Origin of the sequence: Microcoleus sp. F10-B2 (assembly GCF_036704965.1) — a bacterium.
Taxonomy (GTDB): domain Bacteria; phylum Cyanobacteriota; class Cyanobacteriia; order Cyanobacteriales; family Microcoleaceae; genus Microcoleus.
In genome coordinates, this window is record NZ_JAUBTB010000021.1 from 32,051 (window position 1) to 47,030 (window position 14,980).

14 protein-coding genes are annotated in these 14,980 nt (G+C 46.1%); 4 read left to right on the forward strand and 10 right to left on the reverse strand.

The window, feature by feature from the left end; all coding sequences use genetic code 11:
- Positions 1-396 precede the first annotated feature (396 nt).
- The 3 genes from QUA99_RS10700 to QUA99_RS10710 are packed head-to-tail and all read right to left on the reverse strand — an operon-like array spanning position 397 to position 3,362.
- Positions 397-729, reverse strand: coding sequence for a DUF2834 domain-containing protein (locus tag QUA99_RS10700; protein WP_333236079.1), 333 nt, complete (start codon positions 727-729; stop codon positions 397-399).
- Positions 730-788: 59 nt separating this feature from the next.
- Positions 789-2,921: a pentapeptide repeat-containing protein gene (locus tag QUA99_RS10705; RefSeq protein WP_333236080.1), complete on the reverse strand. Its 2,133-nt coding sequence runs from the start codon at positions 2,919-2,921 to the stop codon at positions 789-791.
- A gap of 15 nt (positions 2,922-2,936) precedes the next feature.
- Positions 2,937-3,362, reverse strand: coding sequence for a hypothetical protein (locus QUA99_RS10710; RefSeq protein ID WP_333236081.1), 426 nt, complete (start codon positions 3,360-3,362; stop codon positions 2,937-2,939).
- Between QUA99_RS10710 and QUA99_RS10715 the strand changes: the two genes are divergently transcribed.
- The gene (locus QUA99_RS10715; protein WP_333236082.1) at positions 3,361-3,810 is read left to right on the forward strand and encodes a hypothetical protein; all 450 of its coding nucleotides are present in this window, start codon (positions 3,361-3,363) and stop codon (positions 3,808-3,810) included. The genes QUA99_RS10710 and QUA99_RS10715 overlap by 2 nt on opposite strands.
- Positions 3,811-3,912: 102 nt before the next feature.
- Here the strand turns inward: QUA99_RS10715 and QUA99_RS10720 are convergent, their stop codons facing one another.
- From QUA99_RS10720 to folK, 4 genes are all read right to left on the reverse strand, one after another.
- Positions 3,913-4,560, reverse strand: a complete 648-nt coding sequence (locus QUA99_RS10720; protein ID WP_333236083.1) for a Uma2 family endonuclease — start codon at positions 4,558-4,560, stop codon at positions 3,913-3,915.
- Positions 4,561-4,673: 113 nt separating this feature from the next.
- Positions 4,674-6,125: an FAD-binding domain-containing protein gene (locus tag QUA99_RS10725; protein ID WP_333236084.1), complete on the reverse strand. Its 1,452-nt coding sequence runs from the start codon at positions 6,123-6,125 to the stop codon at positions 4,674-4,676.
- Positions 6,126-6,263: 138 nt separating this feature from the next.
- On the reverse strand, positions 6,264-6,812 hold the full coding sequence (locus QUA99_RS10730) for an NUDIX hydrolase (RefSeq protein WP_333236124.1): 549 nt from the start codon (positions 6,810-6,812) through the stop codon (positions 6,264-6,266).
- 180 nt (positions 6,813-6,992) lie between these two features.
- On the reverse strand, positions 6,993-7,481 hold the full coding sequence (folK, locus tag QUA99_RS10735) for a 2-amino-4-hydroxy-6-hydroxymethyldihydropteridine diphosphokinase (protein ID WP_333236085.1): 489 nt from the start codon (positions 7,479-7,481) through the stop codon (positions 6,993-6,995).
- Positions 7,482-7,761: 280 nt separating this feature from the next.
- On the opposite strand from folK, the gene QUA99_RS10740 reads away from it, so the two are divergent.
- Both QUA99_RS10740 and QUA99_RS10745 read left to right on the forward strand, forming a co-directional pair.
- Positions 7,762-8,229 carry a hypothetical protein gene (locus QUA99_RS10740; protein WP_333236086.1) on the forward strand — a complete coding sequence of 156 codons (468 nt, stop codon included), beginning with the start codon at positions 7,762-7,764 and terminating at the stop codon, positions 8,227-8,229.
- Between the two features lie 271 nt (positions 8,230-8,500).
- Entirely contained in the window at positions 8,501-10,852 is a 2,352-nt protein-coding gene (locus QUA99_RS10745) for a PhoX family phosphatase (protein WP_333236087.1), read from the forward strand.
- A gap of 191 nt (positions 10,853-11,043) precedes the next feature.
- Here the strand turns inward: QUA99_RS10745 and QUA99_RS10750 are convergent, their stop codons facing one another.
- From QUA99_RS10750 to QUA99_RS10760, 3 genes are all read right to left on the reverse strand, one after another.
- Positions 11,044-11,604: a Uma2 family endonuclease gene (locus QUA99_RS10750; protein ID WP_333236088.1), complete on the reverse strand. Its 561-nt coding sequence runs from the start codon at positions 11,602-11,604 to the stop codon at positions 11,044-11,046.
- A gap of 115 nt (positions 11,605-11,719) precedes the next feature.
- Positions 11,720-13,126: a serine/threonine-protein kinase gene (locus QUA99_RS10755; RefSeq protein WP_333236089.1), complete on the reverse strand. Its 1,407-nt coding sequence runs from the start codon at positions 13,124-13,126 to the stop codon at positions 11,720-11,722.
- A gap of 54 nt (positions 13,127-13,180) precedes the next feature.
- Positions 13,181-14,593 carry a serine/threonine-protein kinase gene (locus QUA99_RS10760; RefSeq protein ID WP_333236090.1) on the reverse strand — a complete coding sequence of 471 codons (1,413 nt, stop codon included), beginning with the start codon at positions 14,591-14,593 and terminating at the stop codon, positions 13,181-13,183.
- Positions 14,594-14,707: 114 nt separating this feature from the next.
- On the opposite strand from QUA99_RS10760, the gene QUA99_RS10765 reads away from it, so the two are divergent.
- Positions 14,708-14,863, forward strand: a complete 156-nt coding sequence (locus QUA99_RS10765) for a hypothetical protein (protein WP_333236091.1) — start codon at positions 14,708-14,710, stop codon at positions 14,861-14,863.
- Positions 14,864-14,980 lie beyond the last annotated feature (117 nt).

A 14,980-nucleotide genomic window follows, 5' to 3' on the forward strand; every position in this document is an offset into this window, starting at 1 on the left:
TGTTGACTGTTGGCTGTTGACTGTTGACTGTTGGCTGTTGACTAAAATTATGCTTTCCTGACAACTAGCTGTTTGAAATTTGAACAAATACCGATGCAACCGGAAAGGATATAATAGCAATTTCAATAAACAATGCAGTAGTAGGTTGGGCAGGGGGAATGAAACTCAAGCCAAAAGTTTTTACCAAAAAATGAGTGAAATTGCTATTAGTATTATGCCACATCGAATGACAACCATTAAGTTGGTTTGTAGTGAGGAATTTAATCCTCATAAAATTCTGAGCACTTCCGCCGTCACTACAAACCTATAACGGTGATTTTACCGGAAATTGTACAATACCTCGATCGCCTGCACCGAATTATTGTGCTGCGCGGCACTAACCGGTTAAACAACTTTTCAACTTGAGACTTCACTTGATGTTTCCAGCTTGGTTTCCCGCACAAACAAGAAAAGCGGGAAAGCACATGAAAACGAAACCAGCACACCCAGAAGTATGTACAGCCCTACAAAACTTATATCCAATCGTTTTGACTCAGCGTAAATCCAAGTGCTTCCTGCTAGAGTTGCGATAAACAAATCTAAACTTACCGATTTTGCAGCAAGATTAGCCGAACTCTCGTTTACAAAGTCGAGCAAGCCAGCATGGCTAAAAAACTGTAAGTTATAGTACCAAGGCAGCACAAGCCCCAGAATTGCTAGGATGAGATAAATGATTCGCTTAACGCTCATAATTTTACCCTACCAGTTCTTTGCTCAACTGTATTACCCTACTCGCTAACAACCAATCCTTACTTTTTCTGCGGGCACTTCGGATGAATCCCCCCCTGCAAACAAATGTAAGCAATTTGACTTTTATCTAAATTTTTAGCCTCCGCAAAATCAACTCCTTGGAACCGACCGGATTTACTACCAGTCGGACTTTGAATAAATTGATCCGGAGCTGTTTTCCCCAGAAACACAGCGCCTTTAAAATTCGCTCCCGCTAAATTCGCGCCCCTGAAATCAACAGAACTCACCTCCGCATTCCGAAAATTCGCATCTTGCAACCGAGCATCTTTTAAATTCACGTTGGCGAGTTTAGTCGAACTCAAATCGGCATTTTGTAAGTTCGCGCCGCTCAAATCAGCACCGGACAAATCAGCACCTTGCCATTCCGATTTAGACAAATTTGTCAAGGACAACTGAGCGCCTTGAGCCTTCACTTTGCCCAAACGCGCACCTGACAAATCTGCTCCCGACAAATTCGCGCTTCCTATATCTGCCCCGGTAAAACTTGCATTTTTTAACAGTGCTTGCTGCAAATTTGCTCCAATTAAAATAGCACTGCTAAAGTTAGCTGAATTCAAATTGCCGCTTGACAAATTAGCTTTGTTCAGGACAGCGCGCACAAAAGTAGTCCGGTTCATTACAGCACTGTTCAAAGACGCCCCGGTCAAATTTACTCCTTCCAAATTAGCGCCGCTCAAGTCAGAAATCCAATCGTCAAAGGTAGCCGGACGCCTGTCTTCGCCGGTGCCGTAAAAGCGAGCTCCCTGCAAGCTGGCATTGGTTAAATTGGCATTTCTCAGCTTAATTCCCGACAAGTCAACTTTGTTTAATACTAAAGTAAACTGAGACGGGCCGGCAGGGCTTTGAGCTAAATCCGTGCGGCTGAGATCCGCGCCGTTGAGCTGGCTGCTATACACTGTGAGAATTTTGCCGATCGCCCTTTGTACTGTTCGCTGGCGGGCGGCCGCTAAGTCGCGTTCCGGCGCTTTGCCGCCGAAGCGCAGGGAATCGAGGTCGTTGCTGAGGGCTTGATTCAACCGCTGCAACTCAGGCAAAGCTTTCGGCCCGCTACTGACTAAAGCTTGCTGGATCGCGTCCAGCATGGCGCGGTTGTCTTCTTGAGCGAGCAAATCCGCTAGCAGCGGTACGGCGCGGGAGTCTTCCACCGCCCCCAAAGCCAAAATTGCCGATCGCCTGCCCGCTGCCCCGCTAGCTGATGTGGGAGACAATTTGCTGACTAAAGCCACAAATAATTCGTCGTTCCGCTGCCGCGAATCCCGCATATTTGCTTGACTTTGAGTGTAGATGAGAGTGCCGACAAACAAAGTTAAAATCAATCCCGCGCTACCGATGGTAACTATCACTAAAGTTGTGCCCGGGTGTTGGCGCATCCAATTCCACAAACTGCGATTTACTTTCAGCCCGCTTTGTGGAGTCACAACCAAAGCCGCAATCTGCGCGTCTTCCTCAGTCCAATCTGGACTCTTGACAGGATTGTCAGACAGTTGATTCGATCGAGCGTTGACGACCAAAGTATTCGCGAGGCGATCGTGTCCCGCTTGCCGTTTGTAGCGCCACGCAACCGCGCCGTCTGCGAGCACTGCCAAGCCGCACAGCCCCCCTAAAATCACCAAATCCGGAAACGCACCCGTCAAGCGCCAAATGCCGTAAGCGACGCCCAGAGGCACTCCCCAGCGCCCCAAACTTTCGCGAATTAGCACTTGCCCAAAACCCGGAGGAGTACCAGACGCTGTGACAACTTTGACGCCGAACCAGCGTTTGGGGAGAGTTTGACCGGTTCTCGCCAGCAAAAACAGTTGCCACCCCGCTAACACTGCCGGTGCCAGCAGCGCCCCTGACCAGAATAGATTAGTTAGGGGTGCGACTCTGGGGCTGCGATCGCGCACGGGTATGCCCAAAGTACGGGCGACGGTTTCGGATGCTGCTGCTACTGAGGAATTGAGCGGCACTGTTTGAGATTCGCTGTTAACCAATGCCCCGATACTGAAGGGAACGAGGGCGCTGGCGGCAATTAACGAAATTTCCACGGCCCAAGCGCCGCACCTGCGAACCAGCAGTGGCATTTGCTTGGATTGTGTTTGCCAAGACGGATCGGGTTGATTGATGCCGCTGGGCGCGGTGGGGTTAGCCATATTTAGAAATTCCTATTATTTGTCGTTAGTATTTGAGGACTGGGGGGAAATTGCCAATTTATATGCTATGTAGATTAGCACTCCGAGAACGGCAAGAGTCATCAGCGCGGAAATTAGCTGTACGACGCTATTGAAGACTGTCAGGACAATTATCGCTCCGACGGCAAAGGCAGCCACCTGCCCGGGTTTGGGGAGTCTTTGAAACTTGTCGAGTAATTGATTGTATAAGGTTCCGAGAGCTTGATAGCTGTCGGAATTTTGTGTAATGAGTGGCGATCGTTCTAGTTTAGCTTTTAGTTCTCCGAACGCTTGCTGCCAATTGAAGTTATGTTGAGGATTCATAAAAAAATTCGGAAGTTTGTTTAGATTAATGTGTTCGGAACTGCCATTATCCCCTACCGTCAAAGAACTAGAACCAAATGCCATTGTGTGAGGAAACATGAAGATCCATTATCCGGGCGATCGCGGCAAACTGTGGTTTAGCTCGATCGTGACCCTAGCCTTGGCAATGATTTTAGCGGATGCCGGTGCCCTTCGGAGCCAACCGCTACAAATTGCCCCGGGATTTCCCGAACCGCTGGGAGTTTCTGGAGTTTCCGGCGGCCCGAACAATAGCGGCGACTGCGGTTTTGTCTCCCAAGCACCGAACCACGTCATCGAAGTAACGCAGGATTTGCCTTACTGGCGGATTGCAGTACAAACCGCTGGAGCTCCAAGTTTGATGATTCAGGGGCCGAGGGGGCGTTTCTGCGTGCTGCCGGCGAATGCTGCTGCGGGGAATGTAGAATTTTCCGGTTATGGGGACAAGGGGACTTATATTATTTTTGTGGGCGATCGAGCTCAAGGTCAACACCCTTACTCTCTCTCGATTTCCCAAAAGCGAAATTAAAAATACAGCGGGATTAGGACGCTTGCTGTGAGAAAATGGCTTTTTTGCGATCGTAAATAAGCCGGAGTTGTGACAGCAAGTGCGGGCAATAGGGATTTCATATCAATTTTGTATTTGGTTTTTCACCCACTTCCGAAACAATCTGAGAGTTTGACTCGTGCCCGCTGTTTGGCTTTGTTCGCAATATTGAGAAATAGCTTCAATAATTGGCAGGTTGGGAAAAATCGGACTAATTTCAGATTCAACATATTTCCCATCTTGAAGCACATTAATCAGAAGCTTGTTATTTTCATAGCGCCATATTTCAGGTACTCCCAAAGCTTCATAAGCGTCCAGTTGAGTTTTGGAAGTTAGATCGACTTCAATTGCTAAGTCAGGCGGCGGATCGACAGTTAAGTCGATCCGCTTTTTACCAATCATTAGAGCGTGATTCTGAATGTAAAAGCAGTTGTCAGGTTCAATTCCTTGTAACATATTTTTTCGTTTAAAAGTCGTCGAACCAAAACATTCTCGATCAATTTCAAGTTCTTCAAGTAATATTTTCACCATATCGCCAATGATTTCCTTATTGAATTCGTGTTCTGGTAGCGGCATCCTAATCTCCAAAGTTCCTTGACTGTAAGCTATTCTAGAGGCACGGTGTTCTCCCAACTCTTCTAAAATTGCCTCAAATTCCTGCCAGTTGACATCATGGAACAGCACTCTATGTCCTGGGGGTACACTGATTTGCCTTAATTGCAGCGTTACCATTTGAACCTCCGATTTATTTAAGTTTATTATAACTGATACCATCTTTTAAGTTGATGGTGTACAGCACCCCCTCAACTTAATTTACTGGTAAATATCGCCAAAAATCGAGCTGTCTAATCTGAGTTTTTTTGCTGCTTGTACAGTTCCTTAAACTTGCGCTGCTGCTCGTTGTGGTCTACGATCGGAGACGGATAAGGAAGAAGTCGGCGTTCTAAAGGCGAAATATTTCCTGTTAGCAAAAGTTTAGTATCAACCCGGCGCAATTCTGGAACCCAGTGCCGAATATATTCCCCTTCTGGGTCGAATTTTTGAGCTTGACTGGCGGGATTGAATATTCGCAAAGGTTTCGGGTCCATGCCGCTCGATGCGCTCCACTGCCAGCCGCCGTTGTTAGCAGAAAGGTCGCCATCTATCAATTTTTGCATGAAGTATTTTTCGCCCCACTGCCAGTTAATAATTAAGTCTTTGGTGAGGAAACTGGCGACTATCATGCGGCAGCGATTGTGCATCCAACCTGTCTGGTTTAACTGCCGCATTGCTGCATCGATAATGGGATAGCCAGTTTTGCCCCGACACCAAGCTTGAAAGAGCTTTTCATCGTTTTCCCAAGGAAAGTCTTTGAATGCTTGACGGTATGGGCCGTCTGCTAATTCTGGGAAGTTATACATAGCGTGTTGGTAAAATTCCCGCCACGCTATTTCCTGTTGCCAAGTGCGGATGCTTGTGCACGCTTCTTCGCTGCGGCAAGTTTCCATTACTATCTGGGTAGCTTGCCAAACAGTGCGGATGCCAATTGCACCAAATTTGAGGGCGGCGCTGAGTTGAGATGTGCCGTTAGTTGCGGGGAAATTGCGCTGTTCTTGATATTCGTAAATTGCCCGATCGCAAAATTCTTCTAATTTTTGTTGCGCTGCATCTTCTCCGGGTTCTATTACTAATGGGTTTTCCCAAATAAATCCCAAACTAGAGGCAGTTGGCAGTGTTTCAATTGCACCTGCTTGGTTGGCGACTTCTTGTTCTTCTGCGGTTAATCCGGTCATTAATTCCAGATAAGTTATCGGCAGTGTCTCTACTGGTTGGGCTTTGGGTTTACTGTTCCATTTTTTCCAAAAGGGTGTATAAACTGTGTAGGGAGTCCCTGTACCGCTGCGAATTTCATCGGGGGCGTGCAGGACTTGATCCCAGAAATTTTGAACTTTAATTCCTGCTTGTTGGAGGGCGTTTGATACGGACAGATCGCGCTGTTTTGCGTATGGTTCTACATCCCAGTTCCAAAATACTGCTTTGGCATTTATAGCTGTTGCTAATTTCGGTATTCCGAGACTCGGGTCATCTTCAATTATCAGCAATTGGCTGCCTGCTTCCCTGTAACGCGAGGAGAGTTTTTGCAAGCAGCCGATCATGTAGGTGACTCTGGCTGGCGCTACGTCATCGCGATTTAGGATATTGCGGTCGAGACAAAAAATCCCGACTACTTTCGGGCTTTGCTGGCGCGCTGCTGCCAGTCCGATGTTGTCAGAAATACGCAAGTCGCGGCGGTGCCAAAATAAAATTAGATCGGACATTCGATTTTAGATTTTAGATTTTAGATTTTAGATTTTACAGTCCTGGACACACGCGGGGTCAAAAACCCGGTTTCTAAGTTAAGATTTATCGGTTTGATGCACGATTATAAGAAACCGGGTTTTTTTCGTCAGTCCTATTTAAGTCAAAAATGGACGCGCCAAGAAAAAGCTAGAAATTGATTTCGCGTCAATTGGTTCGCCAGCTAAGATAGCTTTTTCTAATTCTTCCGGGGTGAATAAAACTGTCTCCATGTCTTCATCCTCGTCTTGTGCCGGCGGCTTTCCCAGTTTTTCCAAATCTTGGGCTAAAAAAGCATAAATGATTTCGTCGGAATAACCGGGGGCGAGAAAAAATTGCCCTAATTTCTGCCATTTTCCGGCGCGATATCCGGTTTCTTCTTCGATTTCGCGTTTGATAGTTTCGGCGGGATTTTCATTGATTTCTACCGTACCAGCGGGAAATTCTAAAATTCGCCCTTTTGTGGCAAAGCGATATTGGCGTACCAAGACGAGTTTACCTTCGGGTGTGACGGGAACTGCAAGTGCTCCGCCCGGGTGGCGAATACATTCCCACTCGCCTTCGGAACCGTTGGGAAGACGGAGGGTGGCTACGTCAAAGTTAAATTTGCGCCCTTGGTAAAATAGGCGCTGTTTGAGGAGTTGGGGTAGTTCTTGACCGATCGACATAAGCGACAAGCGAATAATGTTTGATTGCACCGATTTAAGACATCATAGGCGATCTCATAGGATTTTAGATTTTAGATTTTAGATTTTAGATGGGGAATGACTGATAACTATCACAGTGTGGAGCTTACCTACGGTTGCATTTTTTTTTGACTGGTACGATCCGTGAATTTTGCTCAATTTTTACAAGGGCAATTTTTGCACTCCTGAACAGTCTGCGGTTTCCAGGAGTTGGGCGATCGCACTTTTCGTCACCGGATGCACCCAATCCGGGGCAATTTCTGCTAAAGGTACTAATACAAAAGCTCTTTCGGTCATCCGGGGATGAGGTAGAGTCAGTGTCGGAGTTTCTAGGATTAAATTGTCGTACAGCAGCAAATCTAAGTCTAGAGTTCTCGGCCCCCATTTTTCTCGGCGAATGCGATTAAATTTTATCTCGATTTCTAATAATTTTGCTAGCAATTGTTCGGGTTCTAGTGCAACTTCTAGGATGGCGCAGGCGTTGATGTAATCGGGTTGGGGCGGCCCGACGGCGGCGGTTTGATACCAGCTAGAATGAGATTTTACTGCTATTCCTGGGGTGTTGTTGAGGGTTGCGATCGCGCTAGAGAGTGTGGCTAGGGAGTCGCCTAAGTTGCTACCGAGGGCGATCGCGCATTTTGTTAATTTCATAAAGAAGAAGGTTCGGCAACGGATTTTTATACAGGATTTAACGGATTGACTTTAGGGGGAAAACCCGACTCTACAAAATAGAGTCAGTCTTGGACGAAGGCGCAGTCAGAAACCGGGTTTTTTACGTAAATATTTCGCAGGCAGCCCGCAGATTAAGTAAAAAACCCGGTTTCTTTAGTCTTAATGCGTCGTCAGTCCTGAGTTTTTTAATCAAAGCTTAATTGGCGGTTAATTTTTCTTTATTATCATTGACAAGTGTCAGCATTTAGTTGAAAAAATAATGAGTTTCCACCGACGCTTATTTTCAGCCTGGATTTTGGCAACGGTCTTTTTCGCGGCAAGTATATCAGTATCTTTAGCAGAAACTAAGGAAAGCAATCTTACCCTAGATTCGGACGGCAGTCAATCTTTTGCGAGTTTGGTGCAGCAGGCGGAAGATTTAGCGAAAGAGTCGATCGCCCGCGAGTTTCAAGAAAATCCGGCATTGACAGAAGTTACAGTCATCATTACAGCCGATCGCAGCCGGCAAAGAGTTCCGGTTTTGCGATCGAGAGTATCCCGCCGCGACTGGCAGAAAGATGCGAGAATCGAACAGTGGACTAGATATTTTGCCGGTGCTCAATTGCTGCTGGGATTCAGAGACGGCAATACTTCTGCCGCAAATTATGGGTCTTCGCAAGCGATCGGTGTACCTGCAGCCAGTCGATCGACATCCCGAGAAAACGATCCGGGTTTTCGAGATGATTGAAATCGGGCATCGGGCATCGGGCATTGGTAACAAATAACAAATAACAAATAACCAACAGCACGACACGGAAATCACGGATACACGGATAGATATGTTTTCCTAAATCTCTCTCTATTCCCAATTACCAGTTGCCAATTACAATATTTAACTTTTTATTAACCTAAATATCTCCCTATTTTAATTAACCTTCAGGTTAACTCCTCTTAATTGAACAGTGATAGAGTTTCATACGGAATCATCAGATTAGGGAAGTTGGTTTGAAAAGGAATTTATGTCTAAAATAACTCGCCGACAACTGTTAATTTTCTTCGGCAGCAGTGCAGCTACCACTGTGCTTGCCCCTCAACTAACTCAAACACTCTTCGGCATCAATTCCACCTCGGCGGAATCTGTTATAGGGCCGCTATCTTTCACTCCGTTAAGACTTCCCCACCCGCTGCCGATTTATCGAGAACTGCCCAGCTTTATGCCGACGGGCTTAAACGGACAGGGAACCGTGATGGCTGCCTCCCAGGATACTAAATTAACGAGTTACAGCGTTGTTGACGATGTGGTTGTGCCGCCGGAATACGAACGCTACGTGATTCTCCGCTGGGGCGATGGAGTTTTTCCCAATCCAACCGACTATTTCGGCTACAACTGCGACTACACCGCCTTCCTACCCCTTCGCGGCAGTAATGACGACGGCTATCTCTGGGTTAACCACGAGTACGTATCCTTCCCGATGTCGAAAGTGGCACCGGAAGCGCCTGCAGATGTGGCATCATTTCCAGCAACGGATCGCGCCGTACTCGGTAAAGACTTATCCGTAAAAAATCAGGCTACCCTCGGCGAATTCCTGTACAACCTCGGCGGTTCGGTCGTCCGCATTACCAAACAAGCCAACGGTAGATTTGGGGCGATCGCCCGCGACCCCCTCAACCGACGCATTCACGGACTTTCCGGCCTCGGAATCAACAGCCAGCGTGCCGACAAATACAAAGATATCACCTCCTGGGGAACCAGACAAGGCGATAACGAGTACCTCACTGGCACGGGCCCAGCAGCTACCCAAGTCTTCGCGCAAGTCAACAGCGACGGACTCGGAAACCGCATCATCGGTACAGCCTACAACTGTTCCGGCGGCACAACCCCTTGGGGCACAATCCTCTCTGCCGAAGAAAATTTCCAAGGTAGCGAACTATTCTTCGTGGGAGTTCAGGAAAACGTCAAACCCAACGGCGGCCAAACCGGCTACCCCAAGGGCACTACGGGCGAGGAATTCGGCTTAGTCGGCGAAAAATACGGCTGGATGGTAGAAGTCGATCCTCAAGATCCGAGTTTCCGCCCCCGCAAACACACGGCTTTAGGCCGTTTCCGCCATGAAAACGTCGCGATTCGCGCCGCAGCAGGCCGCAGATTAGTAGTGTACATGGGGGACGATCGGCGCGGCGGTCACACCTGGAAATTTGTCAGCAGCGGTACTGTCACCAATCCCGCAGATAAAAACAACAGCCGCTTGTTTGAAGACGGCACTTTGTACGTTGCCCAATACAACCGCAACGGTACTGGAAGATGGCTGCCGCTAACTATAAATACCCCGACGAATCCGGTGCGTCCTTCTAAAGTTGGCGAAGCGGAATTAGCAAGTTTTGGCAAAGCTCAAAGAGATGCAAATACTCGCTTGCCCAAACGCGCCGGAATTGCCGGTCAAACCGAAGACGGCGGTTCTTTTGTGATGGATACAACCAACGAAGCAACAGCACTTCCTGGGTACGCAAATAAAACTCTTGCTAATTTTTATAGCAGCCAAGGTGCGGTTTTAGTTGATGCTTTTTTAGCTGCTAATTTGATTGGTGGCACTCCGACGGCGCGACCGGAAGATTTGGAAATAAATCCTACTACTCAGGAAGTTTTTATTGCTTATACTGACGGCGCACCGGGAAGCGACGGTTATCCAGATTCTCGCATTTTTAATGTTGCTAAATACACTGCCGGACTCAATAGCACCCAGCAGTCGGGAGGACTTTACAAAATAATTGAAGACAGTCCCGACGGTGCGGGTTTGACGTTCCGCTGGCAGCGTTTGGCCCAAGGTGGAGAAGCGGGTTCGGTAGCTGGGTCAGGATTTGCTAGTGCAGACAATTTGGATTTTGACGCTCAAGGTAACATTTGGGCCGTCACTGATATGTCTACTAGCACGCATAACGGTTTTGATGTCGGTGCGGCTGGAAAGCCAACGGCGATCGACCATAAAAAGACGGGCAATGTGTCAGATTTTACTGGAGTTTTCGGCAACAATTGGCTGTTTTATATTCCGACTTCCGGCCCGAATGCAGGAACAGTAATTCCGTTTGCTTACGGCCCGAATCGGTGCGAAATGACGGGGCCGACTTTTGTGGGGGATACGCTGTTGCTTTCGGTGCAGCATCCGGGGGAAGATTGCCCGATCGATGACGGTACTGTACTGAGTCGGCAAATTGAAATGTTGGATTTGAACGGTGCTGTTTTTAATCAGACTCGCACTGTTTCTCGCGGCAGTTTGTGGCCTAGCAATATTGAGAATGACAGGCGCCGTTCGCCGATGCCGTCGGTGATTGGAATTCGCCGCGTGCGATCGACCGGAACGGGTCAGTTTGTTTAAATAGGAGTTACGCGTGAAGCTATAGAAACCGGGTTTTTTGCCCAGATATGTCGTCGCAGCCGACAGATTCGATAAAAACCCGGTTTCTTTTGTCGAGTGCGTAAATCCTGCTTGAGTAAGCGCATTTCAAAAAACTGAATACCCAGAGCCCAGACTTCTTCATTAAAGTCTGGGCTCTGAAATATACGAAACTAAGAAAATTGTACTTGGCGGTATAAATTGTCGATCGCAATTTCTAGATTCACCGATTCAAGTTGCAAGGAATCGCCCAAACCGTACTCGGAGAGAACCCATTGCCCTTGTCTATCGCGCCGAAACATCTCTACTCCTGGCTGTTCAGCTTGCACCAAGACATACTCTCGCAGTGTTGAAAATTGGCGGTATTGCGCAAATTTAATGCCGCGATCTGCTGCTTCAGTGGAAGGCGATAAAACTTCGATAATCAAGGAAGGGAATTGCACTAATTGCGGATCGTTATCATGCTCATCACAAGTTACTACAACATCAGGATAAAAATACTTTTTTCCTGGTTGCACTTGAATTTTTACATCTATAATGTAAATTTCGTAGGGGAGATTAAGGCTATCATCTAATAGCTTGAAAAAGTTTATGGTAATTCGATTGTGATTGCGGGTTTGACCGCTTATCGCGACTACTTCGCCATCCCAATACTCGTAGCGTTCCTCTTGGGTGGGTTCCCAAGCCAGGTATTCTTCTGCACTCATCGATGGGCGATCGGGTAAGGCAACCATAATGCGATCGGGAATCAAGTATGTTTCTAGAATAGCTCGAATCTACCTGTGTAGCCTATAATAAAGTGTAAAAATACCTTGTACTTGCAATAATCAGAAAGGTAGGACGATCGCCCTATTTTGCTGTAGGGATTTTTACGTACTTTTTTATGTACTTATTATCTGCGGATACAACAGTAATTTTTCCGCCAGAAAACGCACTTATTTCATTGGCTAGCCATTCTATTTCTGGAGGGGTTAGCTGATAAATTCCTAGGGTTTTATAATATTTTTCTTGCCCTGAAATTGCCATCGAATGCCGGATATACATACTCCATTCGCTAAAATTTTTATTCATAATTGGAGCCACCTGACATTTATACCAAGGCCCCAGGTGAGTCACTGAAATCTGATTTCGAGCGATATTTATTTTAGTCGATCTTAAATATAATGTGTTCGCGATCCGTAAGATAGCAAAACCTATGCCTCCCACGGTGAGTGTAATGAACGAGAATAACATCACAAATGAATTAATGTATTGAAGCCCGCCGTGAATCACGAGTATTATCGATATAAAAGGCAATAAAACTAACAATGTGAATACCAACCTCACGCAGGCGTTCAAAAAAGTTAACCTTTGTGGCGGAATCAGAATCTCTAGATTCTCCCCATCTTCCTTCAGTTCAATCCTACTCCCAAACGGTTTTTGTCTAATCGCCGAGATATCTGTTTGCTGGCGGGGATTTTTTAATGCTTTCAGCGCCTCCCCAGCAGATGCGAGACGGCGATTCAAACTCGGTTGTGTCATCCACTTCAGCAAATCGATCAAATCTGGATTGAGATTAACTATTGACTCAAATTGAATTTGCAAATTACCTTGGGATAACTCGGCAGGATGCCTACCTGTTGCTAAATAAATTAATGTCGCACCCAAGCTGTAAATATCGGAAGCGGGACCATTCCTGCCGCCAAATTGTTCGGGTGGCATATATCCGTAAGTGCCAACAACAGTAATCGTGCTACATTTTCTGGCCGCTAGTGTCTGTACGGAACCAAAATCAACTAAATAAACATCACCCACACTATTGCCAGATCTATTTGCCAGTAAAATATTACTCGGCTTGATATCTCGGTGAATAACTTGCGGCTGTTGGCTGTGAAGGTAACGCAAAATTTCCAGTAATGCTTTAGCCAGTTGCTTGATTTCTGCTTCGCTAAAAGTTCGCCCGCTTTTTAACCATTCCTCTAACGATTTGGCTGGGATATAGCTTTGTACCAAGGCAAATCCTTTACCAGTTGGTGTATCCACATCAAAGTAATCCAGGTAACGGGGAATTGCCGGATGAGAAAGGAGTTGTAAAGTTTGCGCTTCTCGTTCAAATAGCTTCAAGCTATCCCAGTGAAAATCTTCCCCAAAAATCAGTAACTTGATCACCACTAACTCTTGGGTGTACAAGTCGCGCGCCAGCAACGTGTCCCTTCCCGCATTTTTACTTAGCTGTTTCTGAATGACATAACGTTCTTTTAAAATTTTACTTGCCATTTTTTCCAATCCTCTTGAGAATAGTGGTTGTTAATTTCATCTGCCATTTATACTTTATTCACTAATAGGCAAATCTAACCATTCGCTGAGTTCCCCTGCTATCCAATCAATCTCGCCATCGGTGAGATGGCTGGTAATAAGTTTGTATTCCTGTGTTCCCGCCCAAATCTGAATGTCGCGATGAGGATGAGGGCGCGATTCTGTAGGTTCATTCACTATGAATCGTAATTTACAGATAGCCATCCTTGGACTTGGGGTCCGAAGATTATAACGTACAAATCCCAACCAATTGGAAGTCAAAGAAATTTGTTGGCGATCGATCCGCACTCTACTAGATATGGGAGCGGGAATTATTTCTTTAACGCATATTAAACATACAATTCCGCAAAAAAAACCGAAAATTACCGCTAATAATCGAGAAAACCAATCGTCAATAATAAACGCCCCTCGAATAAACACTACACCTGCGTTAAGCGCAAAAAGCAATATATATGACGAGAATGATATATCGTAAATAACTGACAATAGAGAACGAGAAGGAGAAGTTATAATTTCCAAACTCTTCCGGCTTTTCGTAATTTTAACCCTACTCCTAGCAGGTTTTGGCACAACCAAGGGTATCGCCTCTCTCGGTTTCTCCAGCGCTTTTAATGCCCGATCGGCAGAGGTTAAACGGCTGTTTAAATCTGGTTCAGTCATCCACTGCAGCCAGTCCACAAAATCCGAACTAAGAGCGATTTTTGGCTCAAAATTAATACGCAAATCCTCCTGCGGCAATTCGGCTGGATGGACTCCCGTTACTAAGTAAATTAACGTCGCACCCAAGCCATAAAGATCCGAAGCCGGAACCGCGCGCCCGCCAAATTGTTCGGGCGGCATATATCCGTAAGTTCCCACTACAGTAACGGTGCTACCTTCTCTCGCTGCTAAGGTTTGAACTGAACCAAAATCTACTAAGTAAACTTCACCCAACCAACCACCTTTATTAAGGGCGGAGTGTTTTTGTTTGAGGGGCGATCGATCTGCTAGCAGAATATTACTCGGTTTAATATCTCGATGAATTACTAGCGGGTTTTGGTGTTGCAAATATATCAAAATTTCCAGCAACTTATTAGCGATTAGCTTGATTTCTTTTTCGTTAAAAATCCGTCCCGATTCAACCCATTCTGCCAAAGATTTCGCTTCAATATAGCTTTGTACCAGTGCCAGCCCTTTAGTCTTTGGTGTCTGGAATTCAAAATAATCTAAGTAACGAGGCATTGCCGGATGGGAAAGTGACTGTAAGGTTGTGGCTTCTCGTTCAAATAGTTTTAAATCGTCCCATTGGAAATCTGCACTAAAAGTGAGAATTTTGATGACGACTAACTCCTGAGATTGTAAGTCGCGCGCCAGCAAAGTTTGTCGTCCCGCATTTTTCCCCAGGCATTGCTGAATGGCATAACGTTCTTTTAACACTCGCTCTACCATATTTTTTACTATAAATATTGACAGTTCTTACTATACCTCTGCCTTAACAAAAGCTGCTAGGAAAAAGCTCGATTTGTAACAAACATTAATTATGACTATTATGATATGACTATTATGAATTCAAGCAATGGCACAAGCGTTGCTAAAGTACGCGAAGCTGTTGAGAAAGTGCTGGCACAAGAGTCTTACAAAAAAAAGCCGATCGAGATGGAAGGGGCGATCGCGCGATCGCACGGGATTAAGCGCGCTGCTGATATTCGATCATTATGATGCGATCGACATAGCTTGTCGAAGAATAAACTTTAACAGTCCTGGACGCACGGGGGGCCTTTCAACGCGGTTTCTGCGTCAGTATCTCAAGGGATATATCCACGATTTTGAGGGGAA

Bases quoted from the DNA above. Each gene is read 5' to 3' on its own strand.
- QUA99_RS10700 (WP_333236079.1), bottom strand. From the start codon at position 729: ATGAGCGTTAAGCGAATCATTTATCTCATCCTAGCAATTCTGGGGCTT.
- QUA99_RS10705 (WP_333236080.1), bottom strand. From the start codon at position 2,921: ATGGCTAACCCCACCGCGCCCAGCGGCATCAATCAACCCGATCCGTCT.
- QUA99_RS10715 (WP_333236082.1), top strand. From the start codon at position 3,361: ATGAAGATCCATTATCCGGGCGATCGCGGCAAACTGTGGTTTAGCTCG.
- QUA99_RS10710 (WP_333236081.1), bottom strand. From the start codon at position 3,362: ATGTTTCCTCACACAATGGCATTTGGTTCTAGTTCTTTGACGGTAGGG.
- QUA99_RS10720 (WP_333236083.1), bottom strand. From the start codon at position 4,560: ATGGTAACGCTGCAATTAAGGCAAATCAGTGTACCCCCAGGACATAGA.
- QUA99_RS10725 (WP_333236084.1), bottom strand. From the start codon at position 6,125: ATGTCCGATCTAATTTTATTTTGGCACCGCCGCGACTTGCGTATTTCT.
- QUA99_RS10730 (WP_333236124.1), bottom strand. From the start codon at position 6,812: ATGTCGATCGGTCAAGAACTACCCCAACTCCTCAAACAGCGCCTATTT.
- folK (WP_333236085.1), bottom strand. From the start codon at position 7,481: ATGAAATTAACAAAATGCGCGATCGCCCTCGGTAGCAACTTAGGCGAC.
- QUA99_RS10740 (WP_333236086.1), top strand. From the start codon at position 7,762: ATGAGTTTCCACCGACGCTTATTTTCAGCCTGGATTTTGGCAACGGTC.
- QUA99_RS10745 (WP_333236087.1), top strand. From the start codon at position 8,501: ATGTCTAAAATAACTCGCCGACAACTGTTAATTTTCTTCGGCAGCAGT.
- QUA99_RS10750 (WP_333236088.1), bottom strand. From the start codon at position 11,604: ATGGTTGCCTTACCCGATCGCCCATCGATGAGTGCAGAAGAATACCTG.
- QUA99_RS10755 (WP_333236089.1), bottom strand. From the start codon at position 13,126: ATGGCAAGTAAAATTTTAAAAGAACGTTATGTCATTCAGAAACAGCTA.
- QUA99_RS10760 (WP_333236090.1), bottom strand. From the start codon at position 14,593: ATGGTAGAGCGAGTGTTAAAAGAACGTTATGCCATTCAGCAATGCCTG.
- QUA99_RS10765 (WP_333236091.1), top strand. From the start codon at position 14,708: ATGAATTCAAGCAATGGCACAAGCGTTGCTAAAGTACGCGAAGCTGTT.